Here is a 22,751-nt window from a genome sequence, read left to right as displayed (position 1 = left end):
TCGGGGATGCGCTGGGTCGGCTCGTCTGCCGGTGAGCGCGGGGCCGGCCGGGCGCCGGCGGGATGGCCGGCCGGGGGACGAGGTGGAGTCGGCGGCCTCGGCGGGGGTGGCAACCGGGGAGTCCCGGACGGCCGCCGCAGCATCTGGTCCGGCGGCTCGGCGGGGCCGGGCGGACGGGGTGGGACACCGCGACCGTCGTGAGGACCGCGCTCACGATCCTGTCGGGAGCCGCCGGTCATCGGTCCAATCTACGTCCACGGGGTGTGGACTCAGCGCAACCAACCGGCCCGGTTGGCCAGCAGCGCGTAGCCGACGAACGCGACGACGTCGATGACGGCGTGCGCGACGATCAGCGGCCACAGCCGTCCGCTGCGCCGCCAGGTGTAGCCGAACACCAGGCCCATCACCAGGTTGCCCAGCCCGGCACCGAACCCCTGATACAGGTGATAGCCGCCGCGCAGTGCGGCCGAGGCCAGCAGGGCCACCCGCGGTCGCACCTTCAGCTGTTCCAGTCGGGTGAGCAGATAGCCGACCACCACCACTTCCTCGGCCCAGGCGTTGGCGATCGCGGCGGCGATCAGCAGCACGATCACCCACCAGCGCACGTCGGTCTGGGCGGGCACCACCTGGGCGGCCAGGCCGAGCCGTCGGGCCACGACGTACAGGCCCAGTCCCGGGATCCCGATGAGGGCGGCGAGCCCCAGTCCGCCCAGCAGATCCGGGGCGGCCCGGAAGCGGCCCAGGCCGATGCGCCGCGGGGTGATCCCGCTGCGCCAGAGGAGATAGACGGCCAGCGCGCCCCAGGCCAGCAGCTGGGCGATGGACGCCAGGTGCAGTCCGGCGTCGATCACGTCGTAGTAGGAGCGCCGCGGATTGAGGGCGACGCGCTGTTCGCCGAGACCGCGCAGGGCGAAGTCGATCAGTTGCAGTGTGGCGGTGGCGGCGGCCAGGCCGAAGGTGGTCGCGAGGACGATCGCCAGCTCGATGCGGATGGTGCGGGGTTGCACCGGGACACGGTAGCGCCGCGGAGCCGCGGGCGCCTCAGGTGTGGCGGGGTCGCAGGCCGTTGACGAACGGGCAGCCCATCAGGATGCGGATGGCCTTGCTCAGGCCCGCGATGTCGTCGACCGGGGCCGGGAACGGCAGCCGGATGTCGTGATCACCACTGTCGGATTCGACGCGCAGCCGCATGCCGTAACGGTCCAGGCCCAGCGGCCGGACGCGGCCCTGGCGCAGGGTGCTGGGCAGCCGGGCCGCCAGCCGACCGATCACGTCCTGGTGGGCCGCGTCTAGGTGGCGCAGCCAGCCGGACTCCATGGCGCAGAACGGGTCCGGCCGGGCGGCCAGCAGGGCGCCGATGCCCACGGACTCGGCGCCGTCGGCGTCGGCGACCACGATGGAGTCCGGTTCCAGCAGCAGCACGATGTCCTCCGCGCCGACCTTCCCGTCGGGTTCGGCGAGCGGTGTCGTTCCGCGAGCGCGAGGCCCGGCGTTGACGTTCAGCAGGGCCGGGTTGGGGTCCTCGCTGGCGATCAGGTCGAGCAGCGCGGGAATCTCCGATTTCGGCACCGGACGCAGCACGCCGCGGATCCACACCAGGGAGCGCACCGGCTCGCGCAGCGGCAGCGGGGCGTAGTCGGTGAGTTCCAGCAGTCCCTGTACACCTTCGGCGCGGCCCCGGGGCCCGACCGCGGCGGCCACGGTCAGCGCCGCCACGCCGTCGGCGGGGACGGTGACGGCGAACGACCCGTCGGCCAGCAGGTGGTGCACGGCGGCGTTCTCGGGGTCGGCACCGTCGAGGGCCAAAAGTGCGGCACCGGCGCGCAGGCAGGCGCTGCGGATGCGCTCGGCGGTGGTCGGTGCCGGGATGGTCGCCAGTGCCACGGGAACCCCTCTCATTAAGTAAGCCTTACCTAACATCAAATCGAAGGGCGACGCAAGCCCCACCGGATAGGCTGGCTGCCGTGCCGCGCATTGCATACCTGGGCCCGCAAGGCACCTTCACCGAAGCCGCGTTGAACGCCATGGTGGATGCCGGGCTGATCCCCGGCCCGCCGTCGGGCGTCGAACTCGTGCCGGTGATCAGCACGCCGGCGGCGCTGGCCGCCGTGCGCGACGGCAACGCCGACTACGCCTGCGTGCCGATCGAGAACTCCATCGACGGGTCGGTGCTGCCGACGCTCGACGCGCTGGAGACCGGCAGCCCGCTGCAGATCTTCGCCGAGCTGACCCTCGACGTGGCCTTCTCCATCGTCGTGTCGCCCGGGGACGCGCGCGCTCGCCGGATTGCGACGGTCGCCGCGTTCCCGGTGGCGGCCGCGCAGGTGCGGCGCTGGCTGGCGGAGAACCTGCCCGACGCCGAGGTGGTCCCGGCGATCTCCAACGCCGGGGCGGCCCTCGACGTGGCCGAGGGCCGGGCCGACGCCGGGGTCAGCACGGCGCTGGCCGCCCAGCGCTACGGGCTGGCGACCCTGGCCGACGGCGTCGTCGACGAACCCAACGCCCGCACCCGCTTCGTGCTGGCCGGAGCCCCGGCACCACCCTCCCTGCGCACCGGGGCCGACCGCACCTCGGTGGTGCTATGGCTGGCAAACGAACCGGGCGGGCTGGCCGCCGCGTTGTCGGAGCTGGGCATGCGCGGGATCGATCTCACCCGCATCGAGTCCCGACCGACCCGGCGTCAGCTCGGCACGTACGTGTTCTTCGTGGATTTCATCGGGCACGTGGACGACGAGGCCGTGGCCGAGGCGCTCAAGGCGCTGTACCGGCGGTGCTCCCAGGTCCGCTACCTGGGGTCCTGGCCGGTCGACAACCCGGACGGGGTGACTCCGCCGGCGCCCGATGAGGCCGACGGCTGGCTGGCCGGGCTCCGCGAGGGGCGGCCGTGAGGGACGACCCGAGCCGTAGTTTGGCGAGGGCGGAGCGAACCGAGGGGCTTGAGTGCGACGACCCGAGCCGTAGTTTGGCGAGGGCGGAGCGCGCGGGCGGGAGGCTGGTGCTGCTGCGCCACGGGGAGACCGACGGCAATGTGGCCGGCCGACTCGACACCCGGCCGCCGGGGTCGCCCCTCACCCCGGCCGGTCACCGTCAGGCGCGCGACTTCGCCCTGGCGCAGCCGGTGCCACCGGGGTTGCTGCTGCATTCGGTGGCGCTGCGGGCCGGTCAGACCGCCGCGGAGATCTCGGACATCACCGCCGTCGGGTGTAACGAGGTCGACGGTGTGTACGAGGTGCAGGCCGGCGATCTGGAGGACCGCGCCGACGAGGCCGCGCACGATGAGTTCACCCGGATTTACCGGGGTTGGCACAGCGGTGCCCTGCAGCTGCGCATGCCCGGCGGGGAGAGCGGCCGCGATGTGCTCGACCGGTACCTGCCGGTGGTTTCGGACCTGCGCCGCGGTTACCTCGACAACCCCGACTTCACCGCTGATCTGCTGGTGGTCAGCCACGGTGCCGCGATCCGACTGGTCGCCGCCGCCCTGGCGGGCATCGACGGGGAGTTCGCCATGCGCAATCAGCTGGCCAACACCGAGTCGGTGGTGCTGGAGCCGACCGACGGTGGCGGGTGGCGGTGTGTGCAGTGGGCGGGCTTGACGCTGTCCCCCGCCGAGCCTGCCTGAAATTTGATGGGGCGGTCCGCCCTAACCCCAACCCAGTTCGTGCAGGCGGTCGTCCTCGATGCCGAAGTGGTGCGCGATCTCGTGGATGACGGTGATGGCCACCTCGGACACGACCTCCGGCTCGTCGTGGCACATGTCGAGCAGAGCGTCGCGGTAGATGGTGATGGTGTCCGGCAGCGCGCCGGCGTAGAACGAATCCCGTTCGGTCAGGGCGATGCCCTCGTAGAGACCCAACAGGTCGGGCTCGGTCGGGTGCCGGCCCTCGACCAGCACCACAACGTTGTCGAGCGCCGCGGCGAGCTCGGGCGGTAGCAGGTCGAGGGCGTCGCCGACGAGTTCCTCGAACCGGCGCGGGGTCATCCGGACCGGCATACGGTCAGGCGCCCGGCGCGGGGCCGACCGCGGCGGGACCGTTGTCGGCGGGTCCGTCCGCCGCGGGACCGTCCATCGCCGGACCGTCACCGGCCGGCGGCGCGGGCGCACCGGGGGCCGGCGGGTTGAACGTGTTGCCCTGCGGCGGCTTGGGTCCGCCGGAGTTGGTCGCGGTCGGGCTGGGGGAGGCGGCGGGACTGGGCGTCGACTGTGCCGGCATGTGCTGGTTGCCCTGATTGCCCTGGTTGCTGGACTGATTCTGGCTGCCGGTCGACGACTGGTTCTGGCTGGCCGGCGGCTCGTACTGCGGGATGTAGGTCGGCACCACCGGAACCGAGGGCACGGTGAGGCGTTCGCTCGGGATGTCCGGCGGCGGGACGGGGGCCTGGCCGTTGATCTGCAGGTTGCCCTTGGCGCTGTTGACCAGGGTCGACCAGCCGCCGTTGCCGAGGGTGGCGCCGATGCTGCAGGCCACCTGGTGGCTGCCCGCCGACCAGCTGGGCATCGAGATGGTCTTGTACATCAGGGTCAGGGTGGTGTTGCGCAGCTGCACCGGGGCCAGGTAGGCGTCGGTCAACTTGGTGCACTGTTCCTTGATGAAGGCGTCCTGGGCGGCGTCGTCGGGCGCACCGGCGGGGAACTGTTGGCTCAGGTCGACGATGCCGGTGATCTCCGCGGCGTGCGCGGTGCCGCAGTCCACCGGGCTGTCGGTGGACTGGTTGGTGGTCGGCGAGATGCCCAGGCAGGTGCCGACCGGCCAGACCTTGGACTGGTCGCCCTCGGCGATCTTGCCGATGAAGGTCAGCTGCTTGGCGTTCTCGCCGGGTAATTGCAGGCCGCACAGCATGCGCCGGTCACCGGAGCTGCGCCAGGCGTCCTCGCCGGGCCAGAGCATGCTGACGGTGTAGCGGCTGTCCGGATCGAAGTGCGGGCCGAGGTAGTTGCGGACGGCGACCTGGCACTGCTCGGCGACGATCTGCTGGATCCGGACCGGTGTGGGCGGCGCGGCGTCCGGGCCGTATTCGGCGCCGGGGAAGGTGCCGAGATCGATGGGCTTGGCCACCTCGAAGAGATGGTCGGTGCCGCAGTCCACGATGGTGGCGTGGTCGGGGTTTTTGTCCCAGGTCAGGCAGTCCCCGGCGACGGCCTTGTTGAAGGTGTCGGTACCCCGGCTGCCGACGGCGCCGTTCTCCGCCAGGTAGCCGAGCATGCTGTTGCCGCCGCTCATCGGTACCGCGGTCACCAGCCCGGCGATCAGTAGTCCGCCCAGAGCGGTCAGCAGCAGGATCCGACGGGTCGGCGCGGCCTGCAGCGCACTGCGCCAGCCGCCGCGTCCGGACTCCTCGTGGTTGACGCCGTCGTCCCAGTCGGCTTCGGCGTCCCAATCGGCCACCTCGTCGTCGAGCACCGCGGTGGCGTCCTCGGCGGTGCCTGCGGGCTTCTCGGCCTCGGTCTGTGCGGCGACCGTCTCGGTGGCGTCGTCGTCACCGACGGCCGGCGCGGCGTCGTCGGCCGGCGCCGTCGCCGCGTTGTCGTCGGGAAGCTCTGAATCGGACATTGTGTCCATTGTGACAGGCGTGCCCGGGGTTCCCGGGTGATGCGGACAAAAGTAGGGTTGGCGGGCGTGATCGACCTCAAACTCCTCCGTGACGACCCGGACCGTGTTCGGCGCTCTCAGATCAGCCGCGGCGAGGACCCGGAACTGGTCGACGCTCTGCTGGCCGCCGACGCCACCCGCCGCGCCGCGATCGCCACCGCCGACGCCCTGCGCGCCGAGCAGAAGAACGTGAGCAACGCCGTCAAGACCGCGACGTCCGACGAGCGGCCCGCCGTGCTGGCCCGCGCCAAGGAGCTGTCGGCGCAGGTCAAGGCCGCCGAGTCCGAGCGCGACGACGCCGAGGCGGCCATGCACGCCGCGCACCTGGCGATCGGCAATGTCATCGTCGACGGCGTCCCGGCCGGTGGGGAGGACGACTTCGTCGTGCTCGACACCGTCGGGACACCGCCGGAGCTGGCCGGTCCCAAAGACCACCTCGAACTCGGCGAGACGCTGGGCCTGATCGACATGGGCCGCGGCGCGAAGGTGTCCGGGTCACGGTTTTACTTCCTGACCGGCCGGGGCGCGCTGCTGCAGCTGGGTCTGCTGCAGCTGGCCGTACGGGAGGCCACATCGGCCGGGTTCACCCTGATGATCCCGCCGGTGCTGGTCAAACCCGAGGTGATGGGCGGCACCGGCTTCCTCGGTGCACACGCCGACGAGATCTACCACCTGGACGACGACGACCTGTACCTGGTCGGGACCTCCGAGGTGCCGCTGGCCGGGTATCACTCCGACGAGATCCTGGACCTGTCCGACGGGCCGCGCCGCTACGCGGGCTGGTCGTCGTGCTTCCGGCGGGAGGCGGGCAGCTACGGCAAGGACACCCGCGGCATCATCCGGGTGCACCAGTTCGACAAGGTCGAGGCGTTCCTCTACTGCCGGCCCGAGGACGCCGAGGCCGAGCATCAGCGCCTGCTGGAGCTGCAGCGCACGATGCTGGCCCACATCGAGGTGCCCTACCGGGTGATCGACGTCGCCGCCGGCGACCTGGGATCCTCGGCCGCCCGCAAGTACGACTGCGAGGCGTGGGTGCCGAGCCAGGGTGCCTACCGAGAGCTGACGTCGACGTCGAATTGCACGACGTTCCAGGCGCGGCGGCTGGCCACCCGCTACCGCGACGAGAACGGCAAGCCGCAGATCGCCGCGACGCTGAACGGGACGCTGGCCACCACCCGCTGGCTGGTGGCCATCCTGGAGAACCATCAGCGCCCCGACGGCAGCGTGCGGGTCCCTTCCGCGCTGGTGCCCTACGTCGGGACGGATGTGCTGGCGCCGACGGCCTGAGCCCTCGGCGCTATGACGACGGCTGCGGTGCGGCCGCCAGCGCATGGCGGCGCTGGCGTTCCATGGTCGCGAAGTAGAACGCGTAGGCGAACGCGCAGCTGGTGAACAGGCTGGACACGAAGAACAGCCACGGGCGCCGCAACCCGCGTCGGTAGCCGTCGACGATGGTGAACAGCGGCAGCAGGATGACGTTGATGATCGTGTAGTCCTGGCTGGCCGAGCCGGCCGCCGGGTTGGTGAACATCAGCTGCACGTACTGCGTCCAGCTGCCCGGTCCCCAGATCGGGTTGTGATGACCGGGGTGCGCGTACTCGTTGACGAAGCGGATGTTGAAGTACCAGCCGAGCAGGATCGAGGCGATGCCGATCACGTAGTACACGGCCTCCATCGGCGAAAACATCGGACCCTGAGCAGGTTTCGCGAAAACCGCGCGATTGGACGTGACGATCCAAGCGACGACGGCGGTGCCCAGCACGGCGTGTACGACGAGGGAGATCATTCGCCCAGTGTCACCACGACGCGAAAGTTTTGTCAATAATGACATTCTGGTACGCCGAGGTGCTGCGGTAGCTTTAGCCGCATGCCCAGAGCGCCGCAGACCGCGCGCAGCGAACGCACCCGCGAAGCGTTGCGGCAGGCTGCGCTGGTCCGGTTCCTGGCCCAGGGCGTGGAGGACACCTCCGCCGAGCAGATCGCCGCCGATGCCGGTGTCTCGCTGCGGACCTTCTACCGGCACTTCACCTCCAAGCACGACCTGCTGTTCGCCGACTACGACGCGGGGCTGCAATGGTTCCGCAGCGCGCTGGCCGACCGGCCGGCCGGCGAGCCGATCATCGAATCCGTCCAGGCGGCGATCTTCGCGTTCCCCTACGACGTCGAAGCGGTGACCCGCATCGCCGCGCTGCGCGCCGAAGAGCTCGACCCGGACCGCATCGTGCGCCACATCCGGCAGGTGCAGGCCGATTTCGCCGATGCGGTGGCCGAACGGTTGCGCGCCACCACCGCCGGTGACCAATTGCGGGTGGCGGTGACGGCGCGCTGCATCGCGGCGGCGGTCTTCGCCGCGATGGAGGTTTGGATGCTCGGAGCGGACCGCTCGCTGGCCGACCTGGCCAGGATGTGCCGTACCGCCCTGGACTCGCTGAGCGATATCTAGTTACGTCATTATTGACAAAACTATCCGTGCGTGCCAGCGTTCCCGGAGAGCGGGAAGGGTGGGTCGATGGCCGACTACGACGCGATCGTCATAGGTGCCGGGCACAACGGGCTGGCCGCGGCCCTGATTCTGCAGCGCGCCGGAATGCGCACGCTGTGTTTGGAGGCTGGGCTCTACGCCGGCGGAATGGCTTCCACCGTCGAGCTTTTCGACGGGTACCGCTTCGAGATCGCCGGCTCGGTGCAGTTCCCGACGTCGGCCGCGGTCAGTGCGGAACTGGGTCTGGACGGCCTGGACAGCATCGACCTCGAGGTGATGTCGGTGGCGCTGCGTGGGGTCGGCGACCAGCCGCTGATCCAGTACACCGATCCGATGAAGCTGCTGACCCACCTGGCCGAGGTGCACGGGGTCGAGGCGCTCAACGGCATGGCCGGGCTGCTGGCCTGGAGTCAGGCGCCCACCCGGGCGCTCGGGCGATTCGAGGCCGGCCGCCCGCCGAAGACACTCGACGAGATGTATGCCTGCGCCACCAACGAATTCGAGCGCTCGGCGATCGACGACATGCTGTTCGGGTCGGTCACCGACGTGTTGGACCGCTACCTGCCGGACCCGGAGAAGCACGCCGCACTCCGCGGTTCGTTCACCGTGCTGGCCGTCAACACGCTCTACCGCGGCCCAGCGACGCCCGGCAGCGCCGCGGCCCTGGCCTACGGACTGGGCATCCCCGACGAGAACACCGTGCTGATGAAGAAGCTGCGCGGCGGGATCGGCACGCTCACCGGGCACCTGCGCGACACCTTCACCGGCCTGGGCGGCGAGCTGCGGCTGCGCAGCAAGGTCGGTGAGATTCTCGTCGCCGACGGGCGGGTGACCGGCGTGCGCACCGAAGCCGGCGACACGGTCGACGCGCCGGTCGTGGTGTCCGCCGTCGCCCCGGACCTCACCGTCACCGAGCTGATCGACCCGGGCGCGCTGTCCGAGGACGTCCGGGCACGCTTCGCGCGCACCGATCACCGCGGCAGCTATCTGCAGATGCACTTCGCGCTGGACGAGGCCCCGCGCTTCGCCGCGCCGTACGAGGCGCTCAACGAACCCGCCATGGCTGCCTCGGTGGGGATCTTCTGCACCCCCGAGGAGGTGCAGCAGCAGTGGGAGGACGCCCGCCGCGGCGTCGTGCCGGCCGACCCGACCGTGGTGCTGCAGATCCCGTCGCTGCATGACCCCGACCTGGCTCCGCACGGCAAGCACGCCGCCTCGGCGTTCGCCCTGTGGTTCCCGATCGAGGGCGATGGGAACTACGGCGAGATGAAGGTGGAAATGGGACAGCGGGTAATCGACAAGATCACCCGGCTGGCACCGAACTTCGAGGGCGCCATCACGCGGCACACCACCTTCACCCCGCGCCATATGGGCACCATGTTCGGGGCTCCCGGCGGCGACTACTGCCACGGCCTGCTCAACCCGGACCAGATCGGCCCCAACCGGCCCGGACCGCGGGGCTTCATCGGACAACCCCTCGGCGTCGACGGGCTGTACCTGGGCAGTGCGGGCTGCCACGGCGGGCCCGGGATCACCTTCATCCCCGGCTACAACGCCGCCCATCAGGTGCTGTCCGACCGCTGAGCTGGGTGAACGGACGGTGTCGGCACCGTTGACAGATGCGCCCCGGGTTCGCGGGCACCGCGGGCAAAAGTAGGGTTGGCACTGCCCTGTATCCCCGTGTGGAGGTGCTGACCCGTGATCGAGCTGGATTTCGACGAGCTGCGAACCTGGGCCGGGTTCGGTGTGGCCGGCAACTTCGCCGGGCACCTGGAGCAGGCCGGCGAGGCCGTCGACTTCGTCAACGTCGCCTCCGAGGGCACCGCCCCCAAGGGCATCTTCCCCTGGTACATCCCGGACAACCCGGGCTACCTCGGCGAATTCCCGCTGTCCTCGTCGAGCCTGCGGACCCCGGAACCCAACGCCGACGGCAGTCCGCTGAATTTGCAGATCGAACCCGAGGTGGGCCTGGCCTGCCGGGTGAACTGGGACGGCGACGTCGTCGCGAACCTGGAGCCGTTCGCGCTCGGTGCGTTCAACGACTGCTCGATCCGCCGGCCCGGCGCGCCGAAGATCAGCGTCAAGAAGAACTGGGGCCCCGGCTCCAAGGGCGTGGCGCCCCGGTTCTTCGAGATCTCCGACCTGTCCCCGGACGGGCCGACGTCGTCGCTGCGGCTGGAGTGCTTCCTGGTCCGCGACGACGGGCAGCGCCGCGCCTACGGAGTGAACAGTGCGCTGCAGGGCTACTCGTTCTTCGGGGATCGGCTGCTGGACTGGATCGTCGACCGGCTGGCCAATCAGAAGGGTTCGCCGAACACCCCGCTGGAGGACGTCGGCGCGCTGCTGGTCGCCGCGGGGCGCCCACAGAACGTGCTGATCGGCATCGGCGCCACCCGCTACACCGAGCTGGGGGAATCGACCTACCTTCAGCCGGGTGACACCGCGATCGTGCGGGTCTACGACCAGGACGAGCCGGCGGCGTCCACACTGGAGCAGAACGTCGTCTGACGTCGGTGTCGAAGGTGTACTTGCGGGACGTCAGTCCCGGGCCAGCACCTCGGTGAGCAGCGCGACGAACTCCTCCGGGCGCACCGGGGTGAACGCCGGGTGCCACCAGCCGTCGTCGAGCTCCAGGGTGACCAGCGTGGCGCGGCTGGGCCGGGCCAGATCCAGGGGGAGCCAGCGGCGCAGATCGGAACTGCCCCACAGCCGATAGCGGTTCACCCAACTCAGCGGCTCGGCCCGCCAGGTGCGGATCGAGCCCAGGGGGATGACCTTCGAGGTGCCCGACGGGAAGTGGAAGCGGCGCAGGGTGATTGCCCGGCCGTCCAGCTGGATCAGGCCGTCGTCGTACTCCCGCGCGGAACTCACAGCTTCTGCGACCTCAGCTCGTGGCCCTTGGAGGTCAGGCAGCGACCGTTCTCCAGATTCCACTGCCAGCCGTGCAGATTGCAGGTCAGCGTGCTGCCCTCGATGACCCCGAACTTGGACAAGTCGGCCAGCAGGTGCGGGCAGCGGCGCTGAATCTCCCAGCCGTCCTTGGTGATCGACGCGGAGTCGTCGTGCGCTTCGGCGAACCAGCCGTCGGCGTAGGCGATCCGCTCATCGGTCAGACACTTGAAGAAGGTGTACAGGTACTCGTTGTAGCCGCCGACCCGCCACGCCTTGAACCGGGTGGACAGGAAGATGGTGTTGACCCAGTCCGGCTCGTCGTCGCGCAGCACGGTACGCACCAGTGCCGGCGCGATCTCGAAGCCGTAGCGGAACTTCTCGTCGGAGATCGGTTCGCGGACAGTCCGTTTCGGAAAGTCCAGGACGACGGTCTCGGCGCCGAGACGCAGCTCCACCGGGTAGCCGATGCCGTCGCAGATCTGGTCGGACTGTTCCATGATCGGCTCGAACCGCTCGCGCAGCGGCTCCAGCAGCGAATCACCCTCGGCGGGAGCCCAACTGGCCTTCTCGGCGGCCAGTACCGGTGCCATACGCTGCGCGTAGTCCTCGATGTAGTCGGCCTTGCCGGTCGTGAAGATCGCCTCCACCTCGTCGTCGGGCAGCGGGTGGGTCAGCGAAATCAGCTGGGAGCCGGTGAAATCCGCGACCGACCCGGGAATCATCAACAGCCCGCCGTCGTGCCCGTTGGCCCGCATCTGGTCCAGGAACACCACCTGGTCGGGGAAGATGTTGGCCGGGTCGCCGTGGTCGTCGTTGAGGAACCGCAGCTCCGGGTCCAGGAAGCACGGCGGACCGGCCGACGGGATCACCCACGTCGCACCGACCTGCGTGATGTACTGGCGGCAGCGATCCATCTGGCGCTGACGCTTCTGCACGCCGAACGCCTCCTTGGCGCGCGCGGGCATGTCGTAGACCATCGGGTACCAGATCGCCCCGGAGTACTGCAGCGCGTGCACGTCGACATGGCCGAATTCGGCGGCCACCATGTCCAGCTCGATCGGCCGGGCGTCGTTCATGTTGAACAGCACCGTCTGGCCGTCGGACACCACCAGGCCGGAGTCGCCGATCGGGCCGTCGGCGGGGGAACGCAACGCGACGATCATCACGTCGAGATCGCCCTTGGGGCCGCTGACGGTGTGCTTGACCGAGTCGGTGGTCTCGAAGAAGTTGTGGAACCCCAGGGACTCCAGCTCGCGGCGCAGGTCCGGCACCGGGTAGTCCGGCAGCAGCACGACGGCGTTCTTGTTGACGTGCGCGGCCAGGTTCGCCGGGTCGTAGTGGTCCTTGTGCAGATGCGAGACGTACAGGTAGTCGCAGGCGCCCAGGGCGTCCCAGTCCAGGTGCGAGTTGTCCGGGAAGACGAACCAGGAGGCGAAATAGGCCGGGTTGACCCACGGGTCGCACAGAATGCTGCCCGCGGTGGTCTCGATCAGAAAGCCGGCGTGACCGACACTGGTGACCTGCACTCCGATACCTTCCGACCTGCTCTGACGGCGTCGCGGGGGCTGCCCGAAACGTCCTGCTCATGGGGCAGTGCCCGGCTCGCCTCGGCTATGCCGGCGCTGTGAACCGCCCGGCTAAGTCTAACCGGCGAGTAGGTCCGGGCACCCTGGCCGACCGCCGACGGTCGTCGAGACATTGGGCACCGGGTTTGTGGACGTTGGGACTCTCCGTCCGGCGCGACAGCGCGGCGCCCGCGGGTCAGGCGGCGCAGCCGCCGTCGCGCAGCTGGGGCCGCAATTCCGAGAGCGGGATCTGAGCCACGAACATGCCGGCGTGCATCGGCCCGGTGCGCCCGGCGGGCATCCGGATCACCAGGTCGTCGCCGTCGAGCACCCAGGCGCGGTAGTCGTCGGTGTACCGGGTGTAGTCCGGATACGACTGCGTCCCGGTGGTGTCGAAGGTCGACCACACGTGCTTCTTGACCAGCGGGTCCAGCACCGCCTTGGGGTCCGCTGCGCAGAACAGGTCGGCCAGCGCCAGCGGCTTTTTGGCGTCGAGGTCGAAGGTGAAGGTTGTGATGTCGTCGTTCGGGTGGGCGCCGCCGAGATACCAGTCGTTGGTGAACAGCACCGAGCGGGTGTTCGTGCCGTGCCGGAAGGCTGCATAGGTCAACTGCGCGTCGCCATTCTGCACTTGGTCCTCGCGGGGGTGACCGAAGTTCTTGAAGAACGTCGTGATGAACTCACGCAACGGTGGTCCCGAGGTCGGATCGGCGATCAGGTCGGCGGGGTACTGGGCTTTGGTGTCGACGGTGACCTTCTTGGTGTTGCGGCCGAGTAGCGCGCAGGTGCCCGAGCCCGCGTCCCAGGTGCCGCCGACCCCGCTGCACAGGGCGACGGAGGGATCGGGCGCCGGATCGGCGGCGGCGCGGTAGGGCGCTGCGATCGTCAGCGCCGTCAGCAGCGCCGCCGAGAGCCGTGTGTGGAGTGCACGCACCGGAATCCCTCCCCGTCGTCGGTGGTCTGTATCGAGCGTAGGGCTGCGGCGGAGGGCGTTGACGCGGATCTTTTCGGTGCCGGTGAGGTCCGCGGCGGCCGTCGGGGGTTCGGCCGGGGGCCGGGCGGATTAGGCTGAGCATCGTGGAACCCGTATACGGCACGATCATCCAGCTGGCCCGCCTGACCTGGAAGGTCCAGGGCCTGAAGTTCACCGTGACCGGCGTGGAGAACCTTCCGGAGACCGGCGGCGCGGTCGTCGCGATCAACCACACCAGCTACTTCGACTTCACCTTCGCCGGACTGCCGGCGTACCTGCAGCACAAGGGCCGCAAGGTCCGGTTCATGGCCAAGCAGGAGGTGTTCGACCACAAGATCACCGGGCCGCTGATGCGCGGCTGCAAGCACATCCCGGTCGACCGGGCCTCCGGCAGCGATTCCTTCGTCGAGGCGTGCCGGCGGCTGGCGGACGGCGAGTTCGTCGGCGTCTACCCCGAGGCCACCATCAGCCGCAGCTTCGAACTCAAGGAGTTCAAGTCCGGGGCGGCCCGGATGGCGATCGAGGCGAACGTGCCGATCATCCCGCACATTGTGTGGGGAGCCCAGCGGATCTGGACCAAGGACCACCCGAAGAAGATGTGGCGGCCCAAGGTGCCGATCACGGTGGCCGTCGGCGAGCCGATCCAGCCGAACCTGCCCTCGCAGGAGTTGACCACGCTGCTGCACTCCCGGATGCAGCATCTGTTGGAGCAGGTGCAGGACGCCTACGGGCCCTATCCCCCGGGAGAGTTCTGGGTGCCCAAGCGCCTGGGCGGCGGGGCGCCCTCGATGGCGGAGGCTGCCCGGTTGGATGCCGAGGAACTCGAACGACGAGCCGCGGCCAAGGCTGCGCGCCGGGACGCGCAGCCCGACGCCGAGTAGCCGCCGATGGAACCGGTGTACCGCAGCCTGGAGGTCGCCTGCACGCTGGGGCTGCGCGCGGTGGGCAGCAAATTGGCCCTGTCCGGCCTGGAGAACATCCCGCCGGAGGGCGGGGCGGTGGTCGCGATCAACCACACCAGCTATATCGACTGGCTGCCGGCGGCGATGGCGACCAAGCCCAGCCGGCGCCCGCTGCGGTTCATGATCAAGGCCGAGATGAAGGACGTTCCGGGCGTCAACTTCCTGATCACCCGGTCCAAGACCATCCCGGTGGACCGCAGCGCCGGCGCCGGGGCGTATGCGGTCGCCGTTGACAATCTGCGCGCCGGAGAGCTGGTCGCGGTGTACCCGGAGGCGACCATCAGCCGCAGCTTCGAGCTCAAGGAGTTCAAGTCGGGGGCGGCGCGGATGGCGCTGGAGGCCGAGGTGCCGATCGTCCCGATGATCGTCTGGGGCACCCAGCGGATCTGGACCAAGGATCATCCCCGGCGGCTGGGCCGGCACAAGATCCCGATCGCCGTCGCCGTCGGCGAGTCGATCGCGCCGACGGGTACCGTCGCCGAACTCGACGCGACGCTGCACACCTCGATGGCCCGGCTGCTCGACGAGGTCATCGAGACCTATCCGTATTCGCCAGGCGCACAATGGATTCCGGCCCGGCTCGGCGGTGGCGCGCCCACTCCGGCGCGAGCGGCCGAACTCGATGCGGCCGAGGAGGCCGAGCGGGCTCGGCGCCGGGCTCAGGGAGGTCGCGGGTGAGCACCCGTCCGTTGTTGATCGCCACCGATGTCGACGGCACCTTGCTCGACGACGACGAGCGGGTGACGCCGCGCACCCGCGAGGCGGTGAGTTCCGCGGTGGCCGACGGCGCGCGGTTCGTGCTCGCCACCGGACGGCCGCCGCGCTGGATCGCGCCGGTGGTCGACGGGCTCGGCTTCGCGCCGATCGCCGTCTGCGCCAACGGCGCGGTGATCTACGACCCGTCGACCGACCGGATCCTGTCGGCGCACACACTGTCGGCCGAGGTGCTGGCCGAACTCGCCGAGATCACCGCCCGGGTGATCCCGGGCGCCGGGTTGGCGGTGGAACGGGTCGGGGCCGGCGCGCACGACGCCGTCACGCCGCAGTTCGTCAGCTCGCCGGGGTATGAGCACGCCTGGCTGAACCCGGACAACACCGAGGTGTCGCTTTTGGATCTGCTGTCGGAGCCGGCGATCAAGCTGCTTATCCGGCGCACCGGGGCCACCAGCGCCGAGATGGTTGACGCGCTGGCCCCGCACCTGAACGGCCAGGGGGATCTGACCTACAGCACCGACAACGGGCTGGTCGAGGTGGTCCCGCACGGCATCAGCAAGGCGACCGGGGTGGCCGCGATCGGCGCGCTCGACGGGATCGACGCCGGACGGGTGCTGACCTTCGGCGATATGCCCAACGACATCGCGATGCTGACCTGGGCCGGGCACGGAGTGGCGATGGGCAATGCGCACCCCGAGGTCAAGGCCGCCGCCGACGAAGTCACCGCCACCAACCGCGACAACGGGCTGGCCGTGGTGTTGGAGCGGCTGTTCGGATAGGTCTGCTCGACGAACGTTGGCTCGTGCTCGACGACACGCCGAGCGGGTGGCACACAAGACGACGTTCGGCCGATGTTCGGTTGGGCGGTGGGATGTTAGCGTCGCGGTCCAGTGGACGTTCGGCGCGGGGTTGCTTGTGGCCACGACCCTTGACGGCGTGGGGAGCTACGCGTCGGGCGCGATGGGGGTGATGCGTTCCAGCTGCACCGGGGGGCCGGTCGGGGCCGGCGGGGGCAACTGCTGGGCCACGCCGTCGACCACCCGGGTGACCTGGCCGGTCTCCCGGTCGAAGTTCAGCGTGCCGTGCTGGAAGTTCTGCACCACCCACTGGGGCTCGTCGATCTCGCCGGAGGTCGGTAGGCCGAGCAGGCCGCGCTCGTACCCGAGGTCGGCCCAGGCGGCGTAGATCGCGCCGGTCAGCGGGGCGGCACCGGTGCTCGGGGACCAGTAGATGGCGCCGTGGGTGAAGGTGGAGTAGCGAGCGTCGCCCTCGGCGGCGGCCTCCGGCGACGTGGGCGCTCCGAGCGGTCCCTTGTCCCCGCCGCTGGCCTGCCAGCGGGCGAAGATGGCGCCGCCGCGGAGCTGATCGGAGAGCGTCGGCGGTCCGGGCGGAACCAGGAACCGGGCGGCAAGGTCGCGGATCTCGCCGAGCTTCGCGTAGGCGGCGTTCCCGGGGCAGTCGGTGATGCCGACGTCGCGGTGGCTGAAGATCGTCGGCAGCGTCGGCGTCACCCCGGCGGGGATGAAGGTGTAGGAACCGCCGGCGGAGGTCAGGGCGACGGTGCCCTTCGGGTCGACGTGATCCAGCCCCAGTCGCCAGCCGATCAGCCGGGCGACCTGACGGATCTGTACGTCGGTGGGCGGCACGACGTCGAAGTCGCCGAGCATCGCCACGCCCCAGGTGTCCTTGTTGAACCCGCCGGTGTGCGAACCTTCCACCGCGCGGTCCATCCCGCCGGCGTGGCCCTCGAAGACCTGGCCGTACTTGTCGACCAGCGCGTTGTAGGCCAGGTCGCACCAGCCCAGCGTCTTGGTGTGATACGCGTAGATCGCGTTGACGATGGCCGCCGAATCCGACGGCTCGTAGTCGTTGCTGCCGGCGGTGTGGTGCACGATCGCGGCCTTCACCCCGTCGTCGTACACCGGGTTGCCGCAGCGCATGCTCTCGTCGGCGCCCCACTGCGCGCGGGTGATGATCGCCGGTGGCTGACCCGGGATGACGGCGCCGGTGGGCAGGGTCGACGCATCGCCGGCCGGGGCTTGCCGGGGCGTGATCAGCACGGCGTTCAGGTGCGTCCCGATGGATTCCTCGACGTTGACCGGCTTGTAGCCCAGGCCCGCGCCGGTCCGCGGTTGGGTGACCGGGGCGTGGGTGGGCCGGGTCACCGAGATCTGCACGGCGGTGGTGCGCCCGACGAACACCGGGTCGGTGCCGCGAGGCCCGTGCCGCTGGCTGTCGTCGGCGTTGGATTCCAGCGCCTCGGCCTCGTACCAGGGGCCCCAGCTTCCGTCGTCGCGCCGGGCCCGGATCTTGGCGCTCGTCCCGGTGAGATCGTCGCCGGTCAGCGCGACGAGGGAGAACGGTTTGTCCTGGCTGATCTCGCGGACGGTGGTGCCGCCGCCGACGCCCTCGAGGGGTTGCTCAGCCAGGGTGGTGGGCGCGGGCTCGTCGTTCCGGGAGGTGCCGGGCAGCACGCCGTAGAACGCCGAGACGGTCAGCGCCGTCACCGCGAGGGCGGAGAACAGCACCGGCGAGCGGGTACTACGGGACGGCACGAGGCCGATGTTACGGACGTGTCATTTGTTGTCTCTGTTACGACACGGCATTAATGAGGACAAAGTGACCGCGGGAGTTGGGCGCGCGGGGCATGAGTGGGGCTCGCTTCGCGGCAGGGTCAACCTCGTGCTCGCCGAACGTGAGCGTGAATCAACCAGGCCGGGTAGTAAGCGTCACGGTCGGGGAATCTGGGCTCACAGCAAACGTGCTGAGTGGTCGTCGGGAATGCGAGGCCGGCAACGCAACGGCACCGCAGGGGAACGAGCCGCCCTGCGGTGCCGTTTTGTTCCAGGCTTGTCGGAGATCAGCCGGCCGGGAGCGCAGCGGCCGGAGCCGCAGCGGCCGGAGCGGCTGCTGCCGCCGCCGGGGCGGCCGACTTCACCGCACCCATGATGGTCGGCATCAGCACGCCCTTGAGCAGGTCGACGGCCTGCCCGGCGCCCAGCGAGTTGGCGGCGCTGGACAGGTCGGAGACCAGGCCGGTCTTGGCCGGGGCGGTGGTGCCCAGGCCGCTCAGCGACGGGTCACCCAGGATCGGGTAGGTCGACGCGCCCGAGTCCAGGCCGATCGGCGCGGCGATCGGCTGCTCTCCCGGCGCCCCGATCGGGTTACCGACGCCCAGCGGGCTGGTCAGCGAGTTGCTGGTCAGCGACGACGGCGAGGCGCCGCCCGGGGTGAGCGCGGGGTTGAGCCCCTCGGTCAGCCCAGTGGTGGACGGCGTGGTCAGTCCCGGCGTGGTCAGCCCGGTGGTCGACGGCGTGGTGAGCCCCGGGGTGGTCAGGCCGGTGGTGGACGGCGTGGTCAGTCCCGGCGTGGTCAGCCCGGTGGTCGACGGCGTGGTGAGCCCCGGGGTGGTCAGGCCGGTGGTGGACGGGGTGGTCAGCCCCGGCGAGGCCAGCGCCGGATCGGTGAGGCTCGGGCTGGTCAGACCGGGCGTGGTCAGGCCCGGGCTGGTCAGGCCGGGCGTGGTCAGCCCGGTCGACGGCGTGGTCAGACCGGTGGTGCCCAGGCCGGTGAGCGGCTGCGCGCCCGAGGGGTTCAGGCCGGTCGGCAGCGGCGGCAGCTGGATGCCGAACTGCGACAGGCCCGAGGACAGCGCGGAGAGCAGCTCGTTGGGCAGATCGGTAACCAGGGCGGCCCGGGTGAACTCGTGGGCCTCGGTGTTGGGCTGGGAGCCGGCCACCAATTCGGCGGTGGCAACGGCAGCGAACGGACTTGCGACGGCCACGGCGGCGACCGCGCTCAGGGCCCGCGAGAGCCTGCGTCGACGACGGTTCGGCACGGAAGTCTCCTCAATATCTGGGGGTCATGTCCCGGTGGCCGAAAGGCCCGACCACCGACGTCATCGATGTTACGAGTGTGACTGGTGTGAAAGTGGTGACGAGACCGAATCGTGAGGGAATCGCGATCGCCCCATGTCCCAGCGGACTCCCCGGGCACTCCCAGGGGGCGCCCGGGGTGTGTCGGAGGCCGGGCCGGGCGTGCTGGCGCGCCGCTTGATCGTCGCCCGGCGGTGCTTGATGGCCGGGCTCCTCATCGCGGCGGGTTCGGGCTCGGGTGACCGGTTGGCCGTTGGGACCGCCGCTTGATCGTCGCTCGGCGGTGCTTGATGGCCGGGCTCCTCATCGCGGCGGGTTCGGGCTCGGGTGACCGGTTGGCCGTTGGGACCGCCGCTTGATCGTCGCTCGGCGGTGCTTGATGGCCGGGCTCCTCATCGCGGCGGGTTCGGGCTCGGGTGACCGGTTGGCCGTTGGGACCGCCGCTTGAACGTCGCCCGGCGAGCAGTCGGATACCCTTGCAGCCGATGAATGATCGCTTCGACCTCCTCGTTGTCGGCTCCGGGTTCTTCGGCCTGACGATCGCCGAACGGGCGGCCACTCAGCTGGGCAAACGGGTCCTCGTCGTCGAACGACGGCCGCACATCGGCGGCAACGCCTACTCCGAGCCCGAGCCGCAGACCGGCATCGAGATCCACCGCTACGGCGCGCACCTGTTCCACACCTCGAACAAGCGGGTGTGGGACTACGTCAACCAGTTCACCGACTTCACCGGCTACCAGCACCGGGTCTTCGCCATGCACGACGGGCAGGCCTACCAGTTCCCGATGGGCCTGGGCCTGGTCAGTCAGTTCTTCGGCCGCTACTTCAGCCCCGACGAGGCCCGCGCGCTGATCGCCGAGCAGGCCGCCGAGATCGACACCGCCGACGCGACGAACCTGGAAGAGAAGGCCATCTCGCTGATCGGCCGCCCGCTGTATGAGGCGTTCGTCAAGGGCTACACCGCCAAGCAGTGGCAGACCGACCCGCGCGAGCTGCCGGCGGCCAACATCACCCGGCTGCCGGTGCGCTACACCTTCGACAACCGGTACTTCAACGACATCTACGAGGGCCTGCCCGTCGACGGCTACACCGCCTGGCTGGAGAACATGGCCGCCGATGAGCGCATCGACGTCCGCCTCGACACCGACTGGTTCGAGGTGCGCGATCAGCTGCGCGCCGAGAACCCCGACGCCCCCGTCGTGTACACCGGGCCCCTGGACCGCTACTTCGACTACGCCGACGGCCGGCTGGGCTGGCGCACCCTGGACTTCGAGGTCGAGGTGCTGGCCACCGGTGACTTCCAGGGCACCCCGGTGATGAACTACAACGACCCGGACGTCCCGTTCACCCGCATCCACGAGTTCCGCCACTTCCACCCTGAACGCGAATACCCCGACGACAAGACCGTCATCATGCGGGAGTTCTCCCGGTTCGCCGCCGACGACGACGAACCGTACTACCCGATCAACACCGAAGCCGACCGGGAACTGCTGGCCGCTTACCGGGCCCGCGCCAAGGCTGAAACCGCCACCGCCGGGGTGCTGTTCGGCGGCCGGCTGGGCACCTACCAGTACCTGGACATGCACATGGCGATCGCCAGTGCGCTGAGCATGTTCGACAACGTGCTGGCCCCGCACCTGCGCGACGGAACGCCACTGTCCCCGCCCGACAACGAAGGCGCCTCATCATGAGCGACATCCCCAACGGCCCGATCAGCTCCGACGAATCCCGGGCCGTCAGCCTGCTGTCCCGGGTCATCCTGCCCCGGCCAGGCGAACCGCTGGACGTCCGGAAGCTCTACATCGTCGAGTCCGACACCAACGCGCGCCGCGCGCACGCGCCCACGCGCACCAGCCTGGAGATCGGCGCCGAATCCGAGGTGTCCTTCGCCACCTACTTCAACGCGTTCCCGGCCAGCTACTGGCGACGCTGGTCGACCCTGGACGCGGTGGTGCTGCGAGTGGAACTGACCGGTTCGGCCCGCGTCGACGTGTACCGATCCAAGGCCACCGGCGCCCGGATCACCGTCAGCGGCGCCCCGGTTGCGAGCCCCGACGTGCCGGGGGTGGTCGAATTCGAGATCAGCCTCGCCCCGTTCGAGGACGGTGGCTGGATCTGGTTCGACATCACCACCGACACCGCCACCACCGTGCACAGCGCGGCCTGGTACGCGCCGGTGGAGGCGCCGGGCCGCGCCGACGTCGCCGTCGGCATCCCGACGTTCAACCGGCCGGCGGACGCCGTCAGCGCACTGGCCGCCCTGACCTCGGACCCGCTGGTCGACGCCGTCATCGGTGCGGTCATCGTGTCCGACCAGGGCACCAGCAAGGCCAAGGACCACCCGGGCTTCGCGGCCGCCGCCGCGCCGCTGGGCGACCGGCTGACCATCCACAACCAGCCCAACCTCGGCGGCTCCGGCGGCTACAGCCGGGTGATGATGGAGGCGCTGCGCACCACCGACTGCGCCCAGATCCTGTTCATGGACGACGACATCCGCATCGAGCCGGACTCGATCCTGCGGGCGCTGGCGCTGTCCCGGTTCGCCAAGTCGCCGACGCTGATCGGCGGCCAGATGCTCAACCTGCAGGAACCGTCGCACCTGCACGTCATGGGCGAGGTGGTCAACCGGGCCAACTTCATGTGGACCAACGCGCCGTTCACCGAGTACGACCACGACTTCGCCAAGCACCCGCTGATCGACGACTCCCCCGACAACGCCAAGAGCTTGCTGCTGCACCGCCGCATCGACGTCGACTTCAACGGCTGGTGGATGTGCATGATCCCGCGGGCGGTGGCCGAGGAACTCGGCCAGCCGGTGCCGCTGTTCATCAAGTGGGACGACGTTGAATACGGGCTGCGCGCCGCCGAGCACGGCTACCCGACGGTCACCATGCCGGGCACCGCGATCTGGCACATGGCGTGGAGCGACAAGGACGACGCCATCGACTGGCAGGCGTACTTCCACCTGCGCAACCGGCTGGTGGTGGCCGCCATGCACTGGGACGGCGACGTCCGCGGCCTGATCGCCAGCCACTTCAAGGCCACCGTCAAGCACCTGATGTGCCTGGAGTACTCCACCGTCGCTATCCAGAACAAGGCGATCGACGACTTCCTGGCCGGGCCCGAGCACATCTTCTCCATCCTGGAATCGGCGCTGCCCGACGTGCACAAGCTGCGCAAGCAGTACCCGGATGCCGTCGTGCTGCCCGGTGCCACCGCCCTGCCCGCGCCGTCGGGCCGGGTCCGGGTGCACCGCCCGCCGGTGGCCAAGCCGATGATCGCGCTGCGGCTGGCACAGGGGCTGCTGCACCAGATGCGCCCGACCGATGAAGCCGCCCACCAGCGGCCCCAGCTGAACGTGCCCACCCAGGATGCCCGCTGGTTCCTGCTGTGCAAGGCCGACGGCGTCACCGTCACCACGGCCGACGGCCGCGGAGTCGTGTACCGGCAGCGGGACCGGGCCAAGGCCGCCGAACTGCTGCGTGAGTCGCTGCGCCGCCAGGCCAAGCTGGCCCGTAAGTTCGACACCATGCGCCGGATCTACCGGGATGCCCTTCCGGTGCTGTCCAGCCAGCAGAAGTGGGAGACCGTCTTGTTCGATCGGGACGCTGTTGACCGGGGCGCTGCCGATCGGCGCACCGATGCCTGAGACCGACGAAACTCAAGCTGCCGAAACTCAAGCTGCCGAGACGCAGGCTAC

General features: G+C 70.0%; 21 protein-coding genes. 11 read left to right on the top strand and 10 right to left on the bottom strand.

What is annotated here, in order from left to right; genetic code table 11:
* Window positions 1–269: 269 nt before the first annotated feature.
* Both G6N16_RS02320 and G6N16_RS02315 read right to left on the bottom strand, forming a co-directional pair.
* Entirely contained in the window at window positions 270–1,007 is a 738-nt protein-coding gene (locus tag G6N16_RS02320; protein WP_083033510.1) for a CPBP family intramembrane glutamic endopeptidase, read from the bottom strand.
* Between the two features lie 34 nt (window positions 1,008–1,041).
* Window positions 1,042–1,899, bottom strand: a complete 858-nt coding sequence (locus tag G6N16_RS02315; RefSeq protein WP_083033508.1) for a DUF2470 domain-containing protein — start codon at window positions 1,897–1,899, stop codon at window positions 1,042–1,044.
* Window positions 1,900–1,964: 65 nt separating this feature from the next.
* Here G6N16_RS02315 and pheA point away from each other — a divergent pair, with 65 nt between their 5' ends.
* A complete protein-coding gene (pheA, locus tag G6N16_RS02310; RefSeq protein WP_083033506.1) occupies window positions 1,965–2,888 on the top strand; it encodes a prephenate dehydratase in 924 nt (307 codons plus the stop codon).
* Window positions 2,889–2,995: 107 nt separating this feature from the next.
* Complete coding sequence (locus G6N16_RS02305; protein WP_163787742.1) at window positions 2,996–3,619, top strand: histidine phosphatase family protein; 624 nt, start codon at window positions 2,996–2,998, stop codon at window positions 3,617–3,619.
* A 21-nt stretch (window positions 3,620–3,640) separates the two neighbouring features.
* Here the strand turns inward: G6N16_RS02305 and G6N16_RS02300 are convergent, their stop codons facing one another.
* Together G6N16_RS02300 and G6N16_RS02295 are read right to left on the bottom strand one after the other, a co-directional pair.
* Window positions 3,641–3,991 (bottom strand): metallopeptidase family protein, encoded by a 351-nt coding sequence (locus G6N16_RS02300; protein WP_083033500.1) that lies wholly within the window; start codon window positions 3,989–3,991, stop codon window positions 3,641–3,643.
* 4 nt (window positions 3,992–3,995) lie between these two features.
* Entirely contained in the window at window positions 3,996–5,549 is a 1,554-nt protein-coding gene (locus tag G6N16_RS02295; protein WP_083033497.1) for a septum formation family protein, read from the bottom strand.
* Between the two features lie 66 nt (window positions 5,550–5,615).
* Here G6N16_RS02295 and serS point away from each other — a divergent pair, with 66 nt between their 5' ends.
* On the top strand, window positions 5,616–6,875 hold the full coding sequence (serS, locus tag G6N16_RS02290; RefSeq protein ID WP_083033495.1) for a serine--tRNA ligase: 1,260 nt from the start codon (window positions 5,616–5,618) through the stop codon (window positions 6,873–6,875).
* A 10-nt stretch (window positions 6,876–6,885) separates the two neighbouring features.
* Here serS and G6N16_RS02285 read toward each other — a convergent pair whose 3' ends face one another.
* The gene (locus G6N16_RS02285; RefSeq protein WP_083033493.1) at window positions 6,886–7,374 is read right to left on the bottom strand and encodes a DUF2834 domain-containing protein; all 489 of its coding nucleotides are present in this window, start codon (window positions 7,372–7,374) and stop codon (window positions 6,886–6,888) included.
* Between the two features lie 81 nt (window positions 7,375–7,455).
* On the opposite strand from G6N16_RS02285, the gene G6N16_RS21680 reads away from it, so the two are divergent.
* The 3 genes from G6N16_RS21680 to G6N16_RS02275 all read left to right on the top strand — a co-directional run bounded on the left by G6N16_RS21680 (window position 7,456) and on the right by G6N16_RS02275 (window position 10,578).
* Window positions 7,456–8,031, top strand: a complete 576-nt coding sequence (locus G6N16_RS21680) for a TetR/AcrR family transcriptional regulator (protein ID WP_234806023.1) — start codon at window positions 7,456–7,458, stop codon at window positions 8,029–8,031.
* Between the two features lie 66 nt (window positions 8,032–8,097).
* Window positions 8,098–9,654, top strand: coding sequence for a phytoene desaturase family protein (locus G6N16_RS02280; protein ID WP_234806022.1), 1,557 nt, complete (start codon window positions 8,098–8,100; stop codon window positions 9,652–9,654).
* A gap of 114 nt (window positions 9,655–9,768) precedes the next feature.
* Window positions 9,769–10,578 carry a DUF5718 family protein gene (locus G6N16_RS02275; RefSeq protein WP_083033491.1) on the top strand — a complete coding sequence of 270 codons (810 nt, stop codon included), beginning with the start codon at window positions 9,769–9,771 and terminating at the stop codon, window positions 10,576–10,578.
* A gap of 30 nt (window positions 10,579–10,608) precedes the next feature.
* On the opposite strand, the gene G6N16_RS02270 is transcribed toward G6N16_RS02275, so the two are convergent.
* The 3 genes from G6N16_RS02270 to G6N16_RS02260 all read right to left on the bottom strand — a co-directional run bounded on the left by G6N16_RS02270 (window position 10,609) and on the right by G6N16_RS02260 (window position 13,461).
* Complete coding sequence (locus G6N16_RS02270; RefSeq protein ID WP_083033489.1) at window positions 10,609–10,941, bottom strand: hypothetical protein; 333 nt, start codon at window positions 10,939–10,941, stop codon at window positions 10,609–10,611.
* Window positions 10,938–12,488 carry a Rieske 2Fe-2S domain-containing protein gene (locus tag G6N16_RS02265; protein WP_083033487.1) on the bottom strand — a complete coding sequence of 517 codons (1,551 nt, stop codon included), beginning with the start codon at window positions 12,486–12,488 and terminating at the stop codon, window positions 10,938–10,940. Before G6N16_RS02265 ends, G6N16_RS02270 begins: the two co-directional genes overlap by 4 nt.
* A 235-nt stretch (window positions 12,489–12,723) precedes the next feature.
* Window positions 12,724–13,461 (bottom strand): DUF3298 domain-containing protein, encoded by a 738-nt coding sequence (locus tag G6N16_RS02260; protein ID WP_083033485.1) that lies wholly within the window; start codon window positions 13,459–13,461, stop codon window positions 12,724–12,726.
* Window positions 13,462–13,604: 143 nt separating this feature from the next.
* Here G6N16_RS02260 and G6N16_RS02255 point away from each other — a divergent pair, with 143 nt between their 5' ends.
* Genes G6N16_RS02255 through G6N16_RS02245 form a run of 3 tightly spaced genes read left to right on the top strand, consistent with a single transcriptional unit; the run spans window position 13,605 to window position 15,955 of the window.
* Window positions 13,605–14,381: a lysophospholipid acyltransferase family protein gene (locus G6N16_RS02255; protein WP_083033482.1), complete on the top strand. Its 777-nt coding sequence runs from the start codon at window positions 13,605–13,607 to the stop codon at window positions 14,379–14,381.
* Window positions 14,382–14,387: 6 nt separating this feature from the next.
* Window positions 14,388–15,140: a lysophospholipid acyltransferase family protein gene (locus G6N16_RS02250; protein ID WP_083033480.1), complete on the top strand. Its 753-nt coding sequence runs from the start codon at window positions 14,388–14,390 to the stop codon at window positions 15,138–15,140.
* Window positions 15,137–15,955 (top strand): HAD family hydrolase, encoded by an 819-nt coding sequence (locus G6N16_RS02245; RefSeq protein WP_234806021.1) that lies wholly within the window; start codon window positions 15,137–15,139, stop codon window positions 15,953–15,955. Before G6N16_RS02250 ends, G6N16_RS02245 begins: the two co-directional genes overlap by 4 nt.
* Window positions 15,956–16,120: 165 nt before the next feature.
* Here G6N16_RS02245 and G6N16_RS02240 read toward each other — a convergent pair whose 3' ends face one another.
* Both G6N16_RS02240 and G6N16_RS02235 read right to left on the bottom strand, forming a co-directional pair.
* Window positions 16,121–17,731 (bottom strand): N-acetylmuramoyl-L-alanine amidase, encoded by a 1,611-nt coding sequence (locus G6N16_RS02240; protein ID WP_163787741.1) that lies wholly within the window; start codon window positions 17,729–17,731, stop codon window positions 16,121–16,123.
* Window positions 17,732–18,036: 305 nt separating this feature from the next.
* Window positions 18,037–19,014 carry a hypothetical protein gene (locus tag G6N16_RS02235; RefSeq protein ID WP_083033946.1) on the bottom strand — a complete coding sequence of 326 codons (978 nt, stop codon included), beginning with the start codon at window positions 19,012–19,014 and terminating at the stop codon, window positions 18,037–18,039.
* 522 nt (window positions 19,015–19,536) lie between these two features.
* Between G6N16_RS02235 and glf the strand changes: the two genes are divergently transcribed.
* Together glf and G6N16_RS02225 are read left to right on the top strand one after the other, a co-directional pair.
* Window positions 19,537–20,742 (top strand): UDP-galactopyranose mutase, encoded by a 1,206-nt coding sequence (gene glf, locus G6N16_RS02230; RefSeq protein ID WP_163787740.1) that lies wholly within the window; start codon window positions 19,537–19,539, stop codon window positions 20,740–20,742.
* Entirely contained in the window at window positions 20,739–22,700 is a 1,962-nt protein-coding gene (locus tag G6N16_RS02225) for a glycosyltransferase (RefSeq protein WP_083033052.1), read from the top strand. Before glf ends, G6N16_RS02225 begins: the two co-directional genes overlap by 4 nt.
* Window positions 22,701–22,751 lie beyond the last annotated feature (51 nt).

Source organism: Mycolicibacterium insubricum, from assembly GCF_010731615.1.
In the GTDB taxonomy this organism is placed as follows: Bacteria; Actinomycetota; Actinomycetes; order Mycobacteriales; family Mycobacteriaceae; genus Mycobacterium; species Mycobacterium insubricum.
This window is presented reverse-complemented; position numbering and strand designations above follow the sequence as displayed.